This is a genomic window from Amycolatopsis sp. NPDC057786 (assembly GCF_042797905.1).
GTDB lineage: Bacteria > Actinomycetota > Actinomycetes > Mycobacteriales > Pseudonocardiaceae > Amycolatopsis.
In genome coordinates this window covers 117,438-133,323 of record NZ_JBHVKW010000003.1, presented here as the reverse complement: position 1 = coordinate 133,323, position 15,886 = coordinate 117,438, and the positions used below count along the sequence as shown (strand labels likewise).

The 15,886-nt window shown below is 68.7% G+C and carries 17 protein-coding genes; 8 read left to right on the top strand and 9 right to left on the bottom strand.

Annotated features, from left to right (window positions below; translation table 11 throughout):
• Nucleotides 1-50: 50 nt before the first annotated feature.
• The 6 genes from trmB to ACFVM3_RS03590 all read right to left on the bottom strand — a co-directional run bounded on the left by trmB (nt 51) and on the right by ACFVM3_RS03590 (nt 5,173).
• Nucleotides 51-734: a tRNA (guanosine(46)-N7)-methyltransferase TrmB gene (gene trmB / locus ACFVM3_RS03615; protein WP_378435366.1), complete on the bottom strand. Its 684-nt coding sequence runs from the start codon at nt 732-734 to the stop codon at nt 51-53.
• A gap of 214 nt (nt 735-948) precedes the next feature.
• Nucleotides 949-1,464, bottom strand: a complete 516-nt coding sequence (locus ACFVM3_RS03610) for a hypothetical protein (protein WP_125679432.1) — start codon at nt 1,462-1,464, stop codon at nt 949-951.
• A 195-nt stretch (nt 1,465-1,659) separates the two neighbouring features.
• Nucleotides 1,660-2,412, bottom strand: a complete 753-nt coding sequence (locus ACFVM3_RS03605) for a hypothetical protein (RefSeq protein WP_378435196.1) — start codon at nt 2,410-2,412, stop codon at nt 1,660-1,662.
• Complete coding sequence (locus tag ACFVM3_RS03600) at nt 2,409-3,326, bottom strand: ATP-binding cassette domain-containing protein (protein WP_340687229.1); 918 nt, start codon at nt 3,324-3,326, stop codon at nt 2,409-2,411. The genes ACFVM3_RS03605 and ACFVM3_RS03600 overlap by 4 nt, the downstream gene beginning before the upstream one ends.
• 147 nt (nt 3,327-3,473) lie before the next feature.
• Entirely contained in the window at nt 3,474-4,205 is a 732-nt protein-coding gene (locus tag ACFVM3_RS03595) for an ABC transporter permease (protein WP_378435194.1), read from the bottom strand.
• Between the two features lie 29 nt (nt 4,206-4,234).
• A complete protein-coding gene (locus ACFVM3_RS03590; RefSeq protein ID WP_378435193.1) occupies nt 4,235-5,173 on the bottom strand; it encodes an ABC transporter ATP-binding protein in 939 nt (312 codons plus the stop codon).
• Nucleotides 5,174-5,363: 190 nt separating this feature from the next.
• On the opposite strand from ACFVM3_RS03590, the gene ACFVM3_RS03585 reads away from it, so the two are divergent.
• A complete protein-coding gene (locus ACFVM3_RS03585; RefSeq protein ID WP_378435191.1) occupies nt 5,364-5,942 on the top strand; it encodes a TetR/AcrR family transcriptional regulator in 579 nt (192 codons plus the stop codon).
• Nucleotides 5,943-6,854: an SDR family NAD(P)-dependent oxidoreductase gene (locus tag ACFVM3_RS03580; RefSeq protein ID WP_378435189.1), complete on the top strand. Its 912-nt coding sequence runs from the start codon at nt 5,943-5,945 to the stop codon at nt 6,852-6,854.
• A gap of 307 nt (nt 6,855-7,161) precedes the next feature.
• Here the strand turns inward: ACFVM3_RS03580 and ACFVM3_RS03575 are convergent, their stop codons facing one another.
• The 3 genes from ACFVM3_RS03575 to ACFVM3_RS03565 form a co-directional block, all read right to left on the bottom strand.
• Nucleotides 7,162-7,575 carry a VOC family protein gene (locus ACFVM3_RS03575; protein WP_378435187.1) on the bottom strand — a complete coding sequence of 138 codons (414 nt, stop codon included), beginning with the start codon at nt 7,573-7,575 and terminating at the stop codon, nt 7,162-7,164.
• Nucleotides 7,576-7,656: 81 nt separating this feature from the next.
• Nucleotides 7,657-8,313 (bottom strand): response regulator transcription factor, encoded by a 657-nt coding sequence (locus tag ACFVM3_RS03570; RefSeq protein ID WP_034314242.1) that lies wholly within the window; start codon nt 8,311-8,313, stop codon nt 7,657-7,659.
• Complete coding sequence (locus ACFVM3_RS03565; protein WP_378435364.1) at nt 8,310-9,488, bottom strand: sensor histidine kinase; 1,179 nt, start codon at nt 9,486-9,488, stop codon at nt 8,310-8,312. The genes ACFVM3_RS03570 and ACFVM3_RS03565 overlap by 4 nt, the downstream gene beginning before the upstream one ends.
• Before the next feature lie 209 nt (nt 9,489-9,697).
• Between ACFVM3_RS03565 and ACFVM3_RS03560 the strand changes: the two genes are divergently transcribed.
• The 6 genes from ACFVM3_RS03560 to ACFVM3_RS03535 all read left to right on the top strand — a co-directional run bounded on the left by ACFVM3_RS03560 (nt 9,698) and on the right by ACFVM3_RS03535 (nt 15,577).
• Nucleotides 9,698-11,224, top strand: a complete 1,527-nt coding sequence (locus ACFVM3_RS03560) for a dynamin family protein (protein WP_378435362.1) — start codon at nt 9,698-9,700, stop codon at nt 11,222-11,224.
• Between the two features lie 52 nt (nt 11,225-11,276).
• Nucleotides 11,277-11,756: a hypothetical protein gene (locus ACFVM3_RS03555; RefSeq protein ID WP_378435185.1), complete on the top strand. Its 480-nt coding sequence runs from the start codon at nt 11,277-11,279 to the stop codon at nt 11,754-11,756.
• Entirely contained in the window at nt 11,753-12,409 is a 657-nt protein-coding gene (locus tag ACFVM3_RS03550) for a TetR/AcrR family transcriptional regulator (protein ID WP_378435183.1), read from the top strand. The genes ACFVM3_RS03555 and ACFVM3_RS03550 overlap by 4 nt, the downstream gene beginning before the upstream one ends.
• A 39-nt stretch (nt 12,410-12,448) precedes the next feature.
• Nucleotides 12,449-12,934: a nucleotide exchange factor GrpE gene (gene grpE / locus ACFVM3_RS03545; RefSeq protein WP_378435181.1), complete on the top strand. Its 486-nt coding sequence runs from the start codon at nt 12,449-12,451 to the stop codon at nt 12,932-12,934.
• Nucleotides 12,931-14,766 carry a dynamin family protein gene (locus ACFVM3_RS03540; protein WP_378435179.1) on the top strand — a complete coding sequence of 612 codons (1,836 nt, stop codon included), beginning with the start codon at nt 12,931-12,933 and terminating at the stop codon, nt 14,764-14,766. The genes grpE and ACFVM3_RS03540 overlap by 4 nt, the downstream gene beginning before the upstream one ends.
• Before the next feature lie 91 nt (nt 14,767-14,857).
• Nucleotides 14,858-15,577, top strand: coding sequence for a DUF6802 family protein (locus ACFVM3_RS03535; RefSeq protein WP_378435177.1), 720 nt, complete (start codon nt 14,858-14,860; stop codon nt 15,575-15,577).
• Nucleotides 15,578-15,886 lie beyond the last annotated feature (309 nt).

The window sequence follows — 15,886 nt, the reverse complement described above, 5'->3', positions numbered from 1 at the left end:
GCTTTCGCAACATCGGCGGTGGACCGGACAGGGCTCTGACGCGAGGTCGTTCAGACCCGCTCGAAGATCAGGTCGTGCGAGACCCGCCCCTCGACGTCGGCGCGGTTCTCGAACTTCGTGATCGGCCGCCACTCCGGCCGCGGCGCCCAGCCTCCGGGCTCATCGGCGTGCCGGTTGCGCAGGAGCGGCTCGGCCGAGCAGACCTCCATCATCTGCTCGGCGTAGTTCTCCCAGTCGGTTGCCATGTGGAAGGTGCCGCCCGGCGCCAGCCGCGACGCCACCAGCGAGACGAACTCCGGCTGCACGATCCGTCGCTTGTGGTGCCGCTTCTTCGGCCACGGGTCCGGGAAGAACAGCCGGACGCCGGCCAGCGAGCCCGGCTCCACGTGCGAGGTCAGCAGCACGACGGCGTCACCGTGCATGAGCCGCAGGTTCTTCACCCCGAGCTTCTCGGCGCGCAACATCAGCTGGCCGAGCCCCGGGTCGTAGACCTCGACCGCGACGTAGTTGAGTTCCGGCGCGGCGGCGGCGAGCTGGGACGTGGTCTCGCCCATGCCCGAACCGATCTCCACCATCACCGGCGCCCGCCTGCCGAACCAGTCGTCGAAGTCCACCGGTCCTTCGGGCAGTTCGCCGACGGTACGGCCGAGCGACGGCCAGAGTTCGTTCCAGGCTCGCTGCTGCCCGACGGTCATCCGGCCGCCGCGTTTGACATAGCTGACCACGCTGCGCATCCGTGGCTGGTCCTCGTTTTCCACCAGCCCATTAAACGCGGCGGCAGTGTTCATCGGCGAACCCGCATCCGCGATCACGTCGGCAGGGCGATGCGTTGGTAGACCGCGTCACTTCGGTCGACGGGCGCCCTGCCACCTCGATAGCGGGCCTTCGGCCGGGCGGGTTCGGGCTGTGGCCGATTTTCAGATCAGGCCTTCAGCTCCGCCCAGCGGGCTACCGGACCGCTTCGAACTCCCCCAGCCGCGAGCGCAGCCCCGCGAATCCGGCGACCGCGATCGGCGAGGGCGTCGTGCTGGAATGGGCGGGGAGAACGTCGATCCAGCCGTCGTGGCGGCTGGTGTTCAGCACCGTGGTCGGGATCGAATGCCCGGACGCTCCGCGTTCAGAGGGCATGAACTCCCAGTAACCGGATTCTCCGTCCGCGGCCCACGGGACGAATTCCCAGCCGGGACGCCTGCCGAGCAGACCGGCGATTCGATCTTCGATACGGAAACCGAGTTCCCGCGATTCGAGTCTGCCGTCCACGACGGCGCGAAGCCACCATGGCGCGGGAATTTCGCCGTGCATTCCGCTGGACGCGCGGTACAGCGCCACAACGAGATCTTCGGGCGCGCGGTGTACCCAGGCGCGGCGGATATCGGATGGCCGGGTCGCGGACGCGACCGTGCGGGGCAGTTCGATCGCCTGTGACCATTCGAGGTCGAGCATGGGCTCGAGCCGCGGCTGCATACTTTCCGTGCGGGCTTGCGGGATCGCGCGTTCTACTCCCTGACCGGAATCCACCGTCAAGGATCACCTCCGGGGCCGAGAGCCGAAAATAGGCTCATCCCGAGCATCGCCCGGTCAGGAACAGTATGTCCGCTTCGTGTGAGAGAAGCCACAACCTCTTAACGTGGACTTAACTCCTTTGGCCGCGGTAAAAGCTCACGCATCCCTTCGATGGGTGATCATCAGCCCGGCCGCATAGACAACCACGCAGATGCCGCCGAAATAAGCCAAATAGCCCCACGGCCCCAGCGGCGGTTCGAGTTTCAACATCGACACCGTGAGACCCGGCCCGGAAAACTGATTCGCCGCGAAGAACGGCATCCACTGGTAGATGTCGTTGCCCACTTTCGGAATCAGCACGACGAGTCCCTCGAGTACCTGCGTCCAGGCCAGCGCGAACCCGAGCGCGAACGCGGGGCTGCGGAACAGCAGTCCGAGGCCGACGCCGAGCAGACCGGTCAGGAAGAAGGTCAGGCCCTGGCCCGCCACCGCACGCCAGTCGGCGCCCGAAGCCAGGCCAAGGTCGGCGGCCGGTTTGATCAGGTACGCGACCGCCCACGAGCCGAAGCCCACCAGCAGCCCGATCAGCCCGGAGAACACCCCGACGACGGCGCCCTTAGCCAGCAGGGCGGGTACGCGCGACGGCACCGCCTGGAAGGTGAGCTTCATCGTGCCCCAGTTGAACTCCGTCGCCGCCGCGAGGATGGCGAGGACCAGCACCACGGTGCGGCCGAGCGCGCTGGCGACCTGTGTCGAGGTGACGCCTGACTGGCCTTCGAGCGGCACGAAGCCGAAGAAGAGCGCGGTGTAGCCCAGTGCGACCACCACCGCGATGGCCGCGCACCACCAGGGAGCGCGCGTGCTCAGCAGCTTGATCCGCTCCGCGCGGAGCATGTTCGCCGCGGTCATCGGGCCACCTCCGGTACGCCGGCGCCGTACTCGACGGCCTCGGCGGTGAGTTGCATGTACGCCTGTTCGAGCGAGCCGGCGAGCGGCTTCAGCTCGTGGAGGGTCGCGCCGGCGGCGAACGCGAGTTCGCCGATGGTGTCACTGTCCATTTCGGACACGACGAGCGCGCCGTCCTCCTCGCGGAACTCCGCGCCCTTGTCGGTCAGCGCCGTGCGCAGCTCCGGCAGATGCGGGCTGCGGACCCGCACGCCGAGGCCCTTCGCCCGTCCGACGAATTCCTCCATCGTGCCCTGGTAGATCAGCTTCCCCCGGCCGATCACGACGAGGTCCTGCGCGGTCTGCGCCATCTCCGGCAGCAGGTGGCTGGACACGAACACGGTGCGCCCCTCGGCGGCGAGCGCGTGCATCAGCTTCCTGATCCACACGATGCCTTCGGGGTCGAGCCCGTTGACCGGCTCGTCGAACAGCAGCACCCGTGGGTCGCCGAGCAGCGCCGTGGCGATCCCGAGCCGCTGCGACATCCCGAGCGAGAACTGCCCGGCCCGTTTGCGGGCGACCGAGTCGAGCCCGACCAGCCGGAGTACCTCGTCGACGCGCTTGTCCGGCAGGCCGTTGGTCGCGGCGATCCACCGGAGGTGCTCGCGGGCGGTGCGGCCGGGATGCCGCCAGGTGGCGTCGATCATGCCGCCGACCGTCCGAAGTGGATCACGAAGCTCGCGGTAGGCCATGCCGTCGATCGTCACCGAGCCCGAAGTCGGGTTGTCGAGCCCGAGCATCATCCGCATGGTGGTGGACTTCCCCGCCCCGTTGGGGCCGAGGAAGCCCGTCACCCTTCCCGCTTCGGCGGTGAAGGAAAGTCCGTCGACGGCGAGCTTGTCGCCGTAGCGTTTCGTGAGTCCCGTGGCCTCGATCATCAGCCTCCCTCCAGTGGATTCCGACATTACGCGGGAAAGGACCGGGCTGCCCCCCGATAGGCGGCCCGGTCCTTGTTCCCTTTTCTCCCCGTCCGGATGTCTCGCTCCCCCGAGCGAGGCATCCGGCTTTCTCCCCTGTGGAAGTCCTTACGCGTCGCGCTTGTCCGCGACGAGCAGCGAGATGACCAGCAGCACCAGCGCGAAACCGGCGAAGTAGGCGAGCGACCCGGCCTGGCTCAACGGCGCGTTCGCCGCCGCGGGACCCGAGCCGTTGAGGAACCGGTCCGCGACGTGGAACGGCATCCAGTCGTAGATGTCCCTGCCGATCTTCGGGATGAGCTGGATCAGGTTCTCGACCGCGAGGGTGTAGATCAGCAGGAGCGAGATGGCGCCGGCGCTCTGCCGGATCAGGATGCCGACGGCGATCGCGATCACCGACGCGAGGGCGAACACCAGGCCGACCCCGGCGACGCTGATCCACTCCGCGCCGGTGTTCAGCGCGAGGTCCTCCGGCCGCATGATCGACGCGAGTGCCCAGGCGCCGAAGGCGGCGATCTCGCCGATCACCAGCGAGAGCATCGCGACGACGCCGGTCTTCGCCAGCAGCGCGGCGCGGCGGTTCGGCACCGCCTGGAACGTGGTGCGGATGGTGCCGAACCGGTACTCGGTGGTCACCGAAAGCGCGGCCAGCACCATGACCACGGTCATCCCGAAGACGTAGCCGAACTGGGACATGCCGACGTCGGTGAATTCCCCCGACGGCGCGGCGCCGGCGAAGATGGCGGCGAAGCCGATCACGACCGAGAGGGTGATCAGCGCGCACCACCAGGGTGAGCGTGTGGTGAACAGCTTGATGCGTTCCACGGCGAGCAGAGTCATGGCTTTTCTTTCCCTCAGAAGAGTGGCGGCTACTGGGCGGCGGTGACCACTTCGGCGGCTTCGGCTTCGAGACCGGTGTGGTACTCGACCGAATCGCCGGTGATCTGCATGAAGGCCTGCTCCAGGGAGCCGGTCTGCGGGCTGAGCTCGTGCAGCACGATCTGATTGGCCGCGGCGATCTCGCCGATCTTCTCACTGTCCAAACCGGACACGACGAGCGCTCGGTCGGCGTCGGTCACCTGGGCGCTCGCCTGCGTCAGCGCGGCGCGCAGCGCGGGCAGTTGCGGCGACCGCACCTTGACCGTGTTCTCGGCGGCCCGCGCCACGAAGTCCTCGGTGGAGGACTGGGAGATCAGCCGCCCCTTGCCGATCACGACCAGGTGGCTCGCGGTCAGCGCCATCTCCGAAAGGAGGTGCGAGGAAACGAACACCGTGCGGCCTTCGTCGGCCAGCCGGTGCATGAACTTGCGGATCCAGAGGATGCCCTCGGGGTCGAGGCCGTTGACGGGCTCGTCGAAGAGGAGGACCTCCGGGTCGCCCAGCAGGGCCGCCGCGATCCCCAGTCGCTGCGACATGCCGAGGGAGAACCCGCCGGCGCGCTTCCCGGCGACGCTAGTGAGCCCGACGATGTCGAGCACCTCGTCGACCCGGCCCGCCGGGATCTTGTTGGACCGCGCCATCCACTGCAGATGCGCCCGGGCCGACCGGTTGGGGTGCACCCATTTGGCGTCCAGCAGCGCGCCGACCGTCCGCAGCGGGTCCTTCAGTTCGCGGTAGAGCTTGCCCCCGATGCGCACCTGGCCCGAGGTCGGATTGTCCAGGCCGAGGATCATCCGCATGGTCGTCGACTTGCCGGCCCCGTTGGGGCCGAGGAATCCGGTGACCTCCCCGGCCGCGACGGAGAAGGACAGGTCGTTCACCGCCAGTGTCTTGCCGTACCGCTTGGTGAGGCCCGCTGCCTCGATCATGTCTGCTCCCCTCGGCGACTGCGAGAACAATCGTCGTCCATGTGGGTGGTCGAGCGCGTCATCCTGAGGTGCCAACCTGATACCCGACCTGAGACGTAGCTTGCCGTCTTCCGGCGGCGTACGCGATCGGTGATACCCCTGAGAGTGACCCTGATTCGCCGGGGTTAATGAATCGTGGTTCAATAATCACATGGCGAGACCCCGCACCATCACCGACGAGCGACTGCTGGAAGCGGCGGGGACCGTGATCGGCATGGTCGGCCCGGGTTTCACGCTGGCCCAGGTGGCGGCGGAAGCCGAGGTGGCGGTCGGCACCGTCGCCCAGCGGTTCGGTTCGAAAAACGGCCTCCTGCAGGCGTTGAGCCGGTTGAACACGCGATCCGTCGTGGGGTTGATGCGGGACTGCGGCGAGCTGGCCGATCCGGTGGAGGCGCTGCGCGCGGCGGTCGTCGTGATCTACGAGGGCTTGGGCACGGCGGAAACCGCGGCGAACCACCTCGGGCAGCTGGGCGTGGACATCGGTGATCCGGACCTTCGTGCCCTGCTGGGTGAGCATTTCGCCGCCGTGGAAGCGGAACTACGGCGGCTGACGCGGGTCGCGGCGGGTGACCTGCCGGGCGCGCCGGGGGTCGTCCGCGCCGCACGGGTACTGCTGGGGGTGGCGAACGGGGCCGCGCTGGACTGGTCGATACGGCCGCAGGGCCGGATCGTCGACCGGGTGGGGCAAGACGTGGACGCGGTGCTGACCGCGTGGAAAGGAGTGTCCTGAATGGACCGGAAAGTGGCCGTCGTCACGGGGGCGACGCGAGGATGTGGCCGGGCGATCGCGGTGGAGCTCGGCAGGCTCGGCTGGACGGTGTTCGTCACCGGCCGCACGACACGGGACCGGCAGTCGCCGATGAAGCGGGCGGAGACGATCGAAGACACCGCGGAACTCGTCGACGCGGCCGGCGGGCGGGGCATCCCCGTCCGGACCGACTTCACCGTGGTGTCCGATGTGGACGCGTTGAAGGAGCGAATCGAGTCCGAAGTGGACGGCCGGATCGACATCCTGGTCGACGACGTCTGGGGTGGTGACCCGTTCGCGGACTTCGACGGGGCGTACTGGGACTCCAGCCTCGACGACGCGCTCACACTGGTGCACAACGCGATCGACACACATCTGATCGCGTTGCACCGGCTGCTTCCGCTGGTGGTCAAGCGGAAAGGCGGGCTCGTCATCGAGGTCACCGACGGCGACCACGACGAGTACGTCGGCGCGGGGATCCCCTACTTCCTCGCGAAGTGCGGGATCCGCGCGATCGGCAGGGCGCTCGGCGCCGAGTTGAAGAAGTACGACTGCGTCGGCATGACCGTCACGCCGGGCTTCCTGCGTTCGGAAGCCATGCTCGACCACTTCGGGGTCACCGAGGAGACGTGGCGGGACGCGGTCGGCAAGTCCGCTCCGGTCGACTTCGCCATCTCGGAGACCCCGGCGCTGCTCGGGCGGGGCGTCGCGAAGCTGGCGACCGACCCGGAGGTCGCGCGGTTCGCGGGCAAGACGCTCGCGTCGTGGACGTTGATGAACGAGTACGGCCTGACCGACGTCGACGGCTCACGCCCCGACTTCGGCAAGTGGATGGCCGAAGTGCGGGACGCGGGCAAGGATCCGGAGACGGCGGAGCACGCCCTGTACCGCTGAGACCGGTGCTGGCCGGGAGCTACTTTCGTGGGCGGGGGCCGGTGCTGGGCTGAAGGCTCCCTTCGCCGCGTCTGATGCGGTGAAAGGAGCCTTCAGCGTCGTCGGATACGGGAGTCGTGAGTGGCGTTCCGGGTTCGAGGCGGAGCCCCGGCCGCGGTCGTGTCGTCCGTCCAGTCACGCGTGTCGTCCGTCTGATCACGCGTGTCGTCCGATCCGGTCACGAGACCTGACCCATTCGGTACCGGTGTCTCTTCCGGTACTGCCGGGTCAGCCGTGGCCAGGACACGCCACGTCTGCCTTGCCCTCACTACTTCTTCCCGGCCAGCACGTCCAGGTAATGCTGGTTGAACATGACGCCGAGGACGTTGCCGAACGGGTCGACGACGGCCGCGGTCACGAAGCCCGGCCCGCGCTCGATGATCGGCTCGTACTCGTTCGCGCCCTTCTCGAGCAGCTTCGCGAAGGCGTCCTCGACGTTGTCGACCGCCCAGTTCGCGATGGCACCGCCCGGGCCGGGCTGGGCCAGCGGCGGCCGGAAGTCGCCCCGGACCAGGCCGAACTCGTGCTGGTAGTCGCCGATGCGGAACTCGACGTACGCCGGCGTCCCGTCGGGACCGTTGCGGACGAAGTACGGCTCGATCCCGAAGAGATCGGAGTACCACTCGATCGCGGCGGTCATGTCGTCGGCGTAGAACGTGGTGGTGGTGAGACCTCGCAGCATTTCCTTCTCCTCAGGTAGTGGCTCCGAAGACAAGGATCCGCCGCAAAGTGCTCACCGAATGACCACTTTTCCGAGGACTTCTCAGGTGACCCCTGGACGCGCCAGCCCGGTCTCGTAGGCGAGCACGACGGCCTGCACCCGGTCACGCAGATCCAGCTTCGACAGGATCCGCCCGACGTGCGTCTTCACCGTCGCCTCGGAAAGGAACAGTGTCTCGGCGATCTCCAGGTTCGAGAGGCCCTTCGCGATCAGCACGAGCACCTCCCGTTCCCGTTCGGTCAGGACGTCGAGCTCGGCCGCGTCCCGCAGGGGTTTCCCGCCGCCGCCGACGAACCGGTCGAGCAGCCGCCGGGTCACCGACGGCGAGACCACGGCGTCGCCCGAAGCGACCGCCCGCAGCGCCGACACCAGGTGATCCGGCTGGGTGTCCTTCAGCAGGAACCCGCTCGCCCCGCCCTGCAACGCCGAATAGACGTACTCGTCCAGGTCGAACGTCGTCATCACGAGCACCCGCGCCGTCCCGGCCTCGACGATCCGCTTCGTCGCCTCGACCCCGTCCAGCACCGGCATCCGGACGTCCATCAGCACGACGTCGGGCCGCAGTTCCTCCGCCAGGCGGATGGCCTGCGCGCCGTCACCCGCCTCGCCGACGACATCGATGTCGGCCTGTGCGCCCAGGACCATCCGGAACCCGACGCGCATCAATTCCTGGTCGTCGACGACCACCACCCGTATCACGTCGCCAACCTAACCGGGAGCCTCGCGTGCACCTGCCACCCTCCACCGGGGGCGGGCCCGACCTCCAGCGTGCCGCCGAAGACGTTCGCCCGTTCCCTCATTCCGATCAATCCGTTCCCACCGGGGACGGTGAGTCTTCGCGGCGGCGCGGCGTGCTTGGCCGCCGCGGGCACCAGCTGTTTCGCGCGGCCGGCGCCGTCGTCGGTGACCTTGACGTCGATCACGTCCGCCTCCCGGCGCACCACCACCTCGGCTTGCGCGCCCTGACCGGCGTGTTTCAGCGTGTTCGTCAGCGATTCCTGCACGATCCGGTACACGCCGAGGGACACCCCGGCGGGCAGCCCGGCGAGCGCGTCCGAACCGATCGCCAGCGTCACCGGCACCCCGGCCTGGCGGATCCGGTCCGCGAGGTCGGTCAGCGCGCTGGCGTCCGGCTGCGGCACGCGCGGCTCGTCGTCGCCGTCGCTGCGGAGCACGTCCAGCAGCCGCCGCAGCTCGGCGAGCGCGCCGCGGCCGGTCTCCGAAATCGTCTGCAAGGCCCGTTTCGCCATCTCGGGGTTCCCGTCGACCGCGTAGGACGCGCCGTCGGCCTGCACGACCATCACGCTCACCGCGTGCGCGACGACGTCGTGCAGTTCACGGGCGATACGCCCGCGTTCCTCGCCGACGGCGATCCTGGTCGCCTGGTCCCGTTCCGTCTCAAGTAGATGCAACCTGGCTTCCACCTCCTCGTGATAGGCGCGCCTCGCGCCGGCGAACTCGCCGAGCGTCCAGCACAGCGCGCTGGAGAAGACGCCGATGATCGCCAGCACCCAGACGTCCTCCGGCGGGTCGGCCCACAGCTGGATCGCCGAGGTGACCAGCGTGATCACCAGGTACAGCAGGCCCTGTTTGCGCCCGACGTAGACCAGCACCGAGTAGATGCCGATCATCATCGCCAGCCCGCTCGCCGCGCCGAGTTCCAGCGCGCTGTGCGGGATGCCGATCAGCAGCACCAGGTACGCCGACCACAGCGTCGCCTTCCGCCGGAAGACCAGCGGGGCGACCATCGCGATGTCCAGCGGAACCGTCACGTACCAGGGCGGCATCGGGACTTCCGGCGTCTCGGCCGCGGCCACGTAGAGCAGCAGGTCGGTCAGCAGGAGTACGACGGCGATGACACTGTCCCCCGCCATGGGGTGGGCACGCATCCAGAGGCTCAACCGTCGCACCTGGTAACACTATGTCGGCCGGTACCGCTCGCGCGTCGGTCGCCGGTACCACCTTCGGTGCGACCCGAGGATGAGCGGCATGGCACGATTCCCCTCGGTGTGCTCGACGACTGGGAGGGGTGGGCACCGTGACCTCAGCGACGGAGCAGGGCCGTCTCGCCGGCCCGCTGTCGATGTCGGTGGCGAACCTCTGCCACCGTCTTCAGCCCCAGGTGTCCGCGCGGACCGCGGCCGGTTTCGCCGAGGTGCTGCGGCGGTTGGGCGGTCCGCTGCAGGTCGCCGTCGCGGGCCGGATCAAATCGGGGAAGTCCACCCTGGTCAACGCGCTGATCGGGCGCCGGGTCGCGCCGACCGACGTCGGCGAGTGCACCCGGCTGGTGACCAGGTTCCAGTACGGCACGGTCGACCGGGTCGAGATCGTCTTCAACGACGGCCGCAAACAGGTGCTGCCCTTCTCCGCCGACGGGATGATCCCGGCCGAGCTGGGCATCGACATCGACAAGGTCTCGCATATCGAGGCGTACCTCACCAACGCGGTCCTGCAGGGCATGACCGTCATCGACACCCCGGGCCTCGGCTCGCTCGACGCCGCTTCGGTGTCGCGGACCGAGGAGCTTTTGGGCGCGGCGAAGCACCGTAAGCCCGAAGACGGTGACGAGGACGACGAAGAGGGCTCCGACGAGCTGGACGACACTTCGCGCAACGCCGTCGCGGGTGCCGAAGCCGTCCTCTACGTGGTCACCCAGGGCGTGCGCGCCGACGACCAGCAGGCGCTCGCCGCGTTCACCGCCGCGACCGCGAGCCGCGAGGCGGGCCCGGTCAACGCGATCGCGGTGCTCAACAAGGCGGACACCATCGCGCCCGAGTCGGTCGAAGGCTCGGGCGGCGACGTGTGGAAGGCCGCGACGCTGCTGTCGGAGAAGCAGGCCGCGACGCTGAAGCCCCGCGTCGCGGACGTGCTTCCGGTGATCGGGCTGATCGCGGAGTCGGCCGAGTCCGGCGGGTTCACGTCGCCCGACGCCGAAGCGCTGCGTCAGCTGGCCGAGATGGACGACGACATCCTCGAGACCATGCTGATCTCGGCGGATATCTTCACCAGCTGGGAATGCGACGTCGCGGCGGGCACCCGGCTGCGGCTGCTGGAGAAGCTGGACCTGTTCGGCGTCCGGTACGCCGTCGAGGCGATCCGCAAGGAACCCGAGATCACCGCGGGCTCGCTGCGGCGGAAGCTGCTCGACGCCTCCGGGCTCGAAGCCGTCCGCCAGCGGCTGAGCATCGTCTTCGCCGCCCGCGCCGACGGCATCAAGGCGGCGGCCGCGCTGGCCTCGGTCACCGCGCTGGCCCACGCGTCCGGCGACCCGGCCGAACGGCAGCGCGTCCACGACGCGATCGAGGTCCTGCTCGCCAAGCCGGAGGCGCACCAGCTGCGGCTGCTCGAAGCGCTCACGCTGGTCGCGTCCGGCGCCGTCGACATGCCCGAGGACCTGGCCGAGGAGGTCCTGCGGGTCGGCAGCAACGCCGACATCGGCGCCCAGCTGGGCAAGCCGGGCGCCCCGCGCGCCGAGCTGGCGGCCCACGCCCTGGAACGCGCCGGCTGGTGGCGCTCCTTCGCGTCCTTCGGCGCGACGCCCGCCCAGAGCCGGGTCGCGCACGTCGTGCACCGGGCGTACTTCCTCATCTGGCAGCAGATCCGCGACTGACCCCCCGCGCCCTGAGATTGATAAACCGAGCGCTCGGTCTAATAATGAGCGCATGGAAACGATCGTCGACGAGCCCCAGTGGCTGCGCACGGCCTCCTGGCTCGGCTGTCCGCTGGCAGGCGCCGCGCTCGGCTGGTTCCTCCACTCGATTTCGGGGTGGGTGGCGTCCCTGAGCTGGGTCCCGTTCAAGGGCCCCTTCAAGCTCGTCTCGGAGATCCCCCAGCCCTGGGGCACGGTCACCGGGATCGGTGTCGGTCTCGTCGCGGGCCTGCTCTTCGCCGCGGTCTGGGCGCACGAGCGGCTGATCGTCAAGGTGACGCCGACCCGCATCACGCTGACCACCAAGGGCCGCAGCCGCGCGTACGAGGCACGGCTGGAGGCCGTCTTCTTCGACGGCAAGGAGCTCGTACTGCTCGCCGCGGACGGCCGGGAACTGGCGCGGCAGAAGGGCGACACCGACCGCAAAGCCGTCGCCAAAGCCTTCCTCGACCACGGCTACCCGTGGCTTGACGAGCCGCCGGCGGTGAAATGAGGACGGTCGACCCGGCCAAGCACGAGGCGAAACGCCGCGCCATCCTCGACGCCGCCGCGGGCTGCTTCGCGATGAAGGGCTTCGAGAAGACGACGACGGCGGAGATCTGCCGTGCCGCGGGGATCAGCACCGGCAGCCTCTTCCACTACTTCCCGAACAAGCGCGCGGTGTTCGTCGGCATCTTCGAGCAGGACGCCGACGAGACCGCGGCCCTGCTCGCGGCCGCCGAAGAGATCGAGGATCCCGGGAAAGCCATCCTCCAGGTCATCACCCACGTGTCGGAGCAGCTTCTGCACCCTGTCATCGCCAAGCTCGTCCTCGAGGTCGCCGCGCAGTGTTCCCGCGACGCCGAGCTGGCCAGGCTCATCCAGCGCAACGACCGCGCGTTGCGCGACGGTCTCGTCGGCCTGGTGACGCGGGCGGTGGACGCGGGCAGGATCGATCCCGGCTTCGCTCCGAAGACGGTGGCCAGCTGGCTCGTCGCCTTGGTCGACGCGCCGCTTTCCCGCGTGATTCTGGAGCCGGACCTCGATCCGGCGGCGGAACTCGCGGTGATGAAGGAGCTGGTCACCAGATTCCTCCGTCCCGTTCTGCCGATTCCGCCCCCGGCTGGCGGACGTGTACCCGACACTGGTGAAATCTCCCCGGGCTGATCGGTAGGCCCGGGACACCAGTTACGGGGGTCGATTCGGGTGGGTGCCTGGCTGCGCAAGAAGGCGGTCGAAGACGTGAATCCGGACGACGTGCCGACCGGCCAGATCCCGGCGGCGATCATCGCCGAAGCGGACGGCGAGACTTCGCCGTCCGAGGGAACCGAGGCCGTCGAAGCCGCGTCGAAGACCGATGTGGAGTCCACGACCACGGGTCCGGCCGACCTCGAACAGGCTCTCGCCGACAGGCAGGCGCTGATCCAGCTGTGCCTGTACGCCCTCGATCGCGCCCGCAGCGGCGGCGTCGTCGAGCGGCTCGAACACGGGCTCGCCGGGATCGGCGTCCGTGCCCTGCGCCCGGACGGTGAGCGGTTCGATCCCGCCGTGCACGAGGCGGGCGGCGCGGTCGCGACCGAGGACCCGGCGCTCGAAGGGCTCGTCGCGGAGACCGAGGTGGTCGGGTTCGCCGATCACGAGCGGGTCCTGCGCGCGCCGATCGTCATCGTCTACGCGAAGAAGGCCTTGTGACCGCTCCGAGCGCGGCGGCGAATCTTCCGGCGGTCGTGAAGAGCACGCGCGAACAACTGCTCACCGTCGTCCGCGAAGCCGACCCCCAGGCCGCGAAATGGGTCGAGGACATCCGGAAGGCGCGGCCGAAGAAGCCGTCGGTCGTGGTGGTCGGCGAGACCAACCGCGGCAAGAGCTCGCTCGTGAACGCGCTCCTGTCCATGCCGGGACTGTCCCCTGTGGACGCCGACGTCGCCACGGCGACGTATCTCGTCTTCGAGCACGCCGAGCAGTGGTCCGCGCAGGCCTGCTATCCGGGTCAGCTGGCGCCGGTGCCGATCAACCTCAACGACCTGATCCACTGGGTTTCGGCCGCGCACGAACTGCCGGAAGGGCAGATCCCGCCGCGTTACGTCGAGGTCTCCGGCCCGGTCCCGCTGCTCGAACGAGTGTCCATTGTGGATACCCCTGGCGTCGGCGGGCTCGACTCGATGCACGGTGAACTGGCGAAGGAGGCCGCCGCCGGCGCCACCGCGCTGCTGTTCGTCGTGGACTCGTCTTCGCCGTTCACCTCGCAGGAGCTGCAATTCCTGCAGGACATGGGCGAACGGGTCGAGACCGTGCTGTTCGCGCTGACCAAGACCGACCAGTTCCGCGGCTGGCGCGAGGTCCTCGAAGCCGACCGGCGGCTGCTCGCCGAGCACGCCCCCCGGTTCGCCGACGCGGTGTTCCACCCGGTTTCCGCGCGCATGTTCGAGACGGCGGCCAAGGCCCCGAACGAGCAGATGGCCACGATGCTGCGCGAGAAGGCCGGGATCGCCGGGTTGCAGGGCGCGTTGCAGGAGATGCTGGTCGGCCGGTCGGCGATGCTGGGTGAGGCCAACACCCTGCGCGCGCTGTCGAGCGCGCTCGGCGAGCTCAAGGCGAAGCTCCAGGCGGAAAGCCGCGCGCTGTCCGCCGGTGAGGCCGAGGCCGAGCAGTTGCGCCAGCGCCGCGACGACCTGACCACCGAACGCCGGTCTTCGACGCGGGGCTGGCAGCTGAAGCTGCGCGCGGAGATCCAGCGGACCCGCGTCGAGGTCGGGCACGAGACCAGCAGGCAGATGCGCGACGCGTCGACGCATTTCCGGCAGTTGATCGACGGCGCGAAACGCGACGCCCTCGCCGCGCTGCCCCAGCAGGTCGACATCGCGCTGCAGACGACGTCGCAGCGGATCTCGATGCTGCTCTCGCAGCGGCTCAACCAGGTCACCAACGTCGCGCTTTCGGAGCTGTTCTCGCCCGAAGAGCTCGAAATCATCCGCGGCCAGTTCGCCAGGGCGGGCGGCCCGCCGGTCGTACTGCGCCCGCCGGACAAGAAACCGCCGACGGCCGAGGACAAACTGCTCATCTTCATGGGGGTTTCCGGTGGCCTCGGCGCCGGGAAGGTCGCCGCGCTGCCGCTGGCGGGGGTCGCGATCCTGAACCCGGTGATCCTGCCGGCCACGATCATCATCGGCCTCGGCGCCGGCTGGTGGATGGCGCGGACCCGCAAACACGCGTCGGACAAGCAGCATATGAAGCAGTGGCTGGTCGAGGCGATCGCCGACGCGCGGTCCACGCTGGACCAGCTCGTCGCGGAGCAGCTGATCGAGGCCGAACAGCAGCTGTCGATGGCGCTCGACGAAGCACTCGGCCGCCGCATCGACGCGATCGAGGCGGAGCTGAAGGAAGTCGACAAGACGATCAAGATGGGCGCGCAGGAACGGGCCAAGAAGATCTCGATCGTCGCGAAGCGCCTGAAGGACGTCTCGGACGGCCGAGACCGCGCTGAGGCACTGCTCGGTCGCATTCGGTCACTGCGCGACGCCTGACCGGGGTGGTCCTGTTGTGGACCGGAACCGAACCGGCCTACGGTGAGTCATAAGCTTCGACACACCAGCAGGTCAACGAGGGGGTTATCCCATGTGGGTCGACGAGAGCGGCGGCACGGACACCGAGACTGGCTCCACGGAGGCGGTCACGGTCCACGTTGACGGCGAGGAGTACCAGGCCGAGCTCAACTACGACCTCGACAAGGACGGCGTCAACGACGCCGCGGTCATCCAGCACGAGGACGGCACCGGCCAGGCTTTCGTCGACACCGACGGCGACGGCGACGCCGACCAGTACGCGGTGCTCGACGAGAACGGCAAGGTCGTCCAGGAGGCCGTCTACGACGAGGCCTCCGGCTCCTGGGTCGAAGCGGGTGGCGGCGGCAACGACGACGGTTCCGACGCGGGCACCAGCGGCACCATGCACGCCGACATGCCCAGTGGCGACGTCGAGGTCGGCCCGCCGACCATCGACACCGACGGTGACGGAACCCCCGACACCGCCGTCGTCCAGACGGAGGACGGCCGCACCATCGCCTTCACCGACAAGGACGGCGACGGCAGCGCCGACATCGCGGTGGAGACCGACGCCTCCGGCAACTCCAAGACCTACGAGCACACCGGCCCCGGTCAGTGGAGCGAGGTCGGCAGCGGTGTGGTCAACAACGACATCGGCGCGGCCTTCGCGTCCGTCCCGGCGACCGAAGGCGACCCGGCGGGCGACGCGGCGTGGGGTGGCGCGGGCACCGAAACACTCGAAGGTGTGGCGAAGATCGATTCCGCCACCGGTCAGTGGATCAGCCCCAACTGATTCCCGAAATGGACTGGACCATTACAAGAATGGTTTAGTCCATTTCGAAGAGGTAATTCCTGTAATCCTGGTCACAGAACAGCCCGGTACGCGACGTCGTACCGGGCTTTCTCATGTCCGATTCGTCCGGCCGCTGTGCCATCGGTCACCGGAAGAATTTCTGCGTATGGCCCATTCCGGTGATACTGAATCGATTCCCTTATCGTTCTTGTGAGAGAACCGACAGGTCAGCTCTCGGTTACCTGCCGGTCATCCGGCTACTCTCGGGGAATCCCAAAACCTGCACACCGGCTTTCCCGCCGGTGTGCG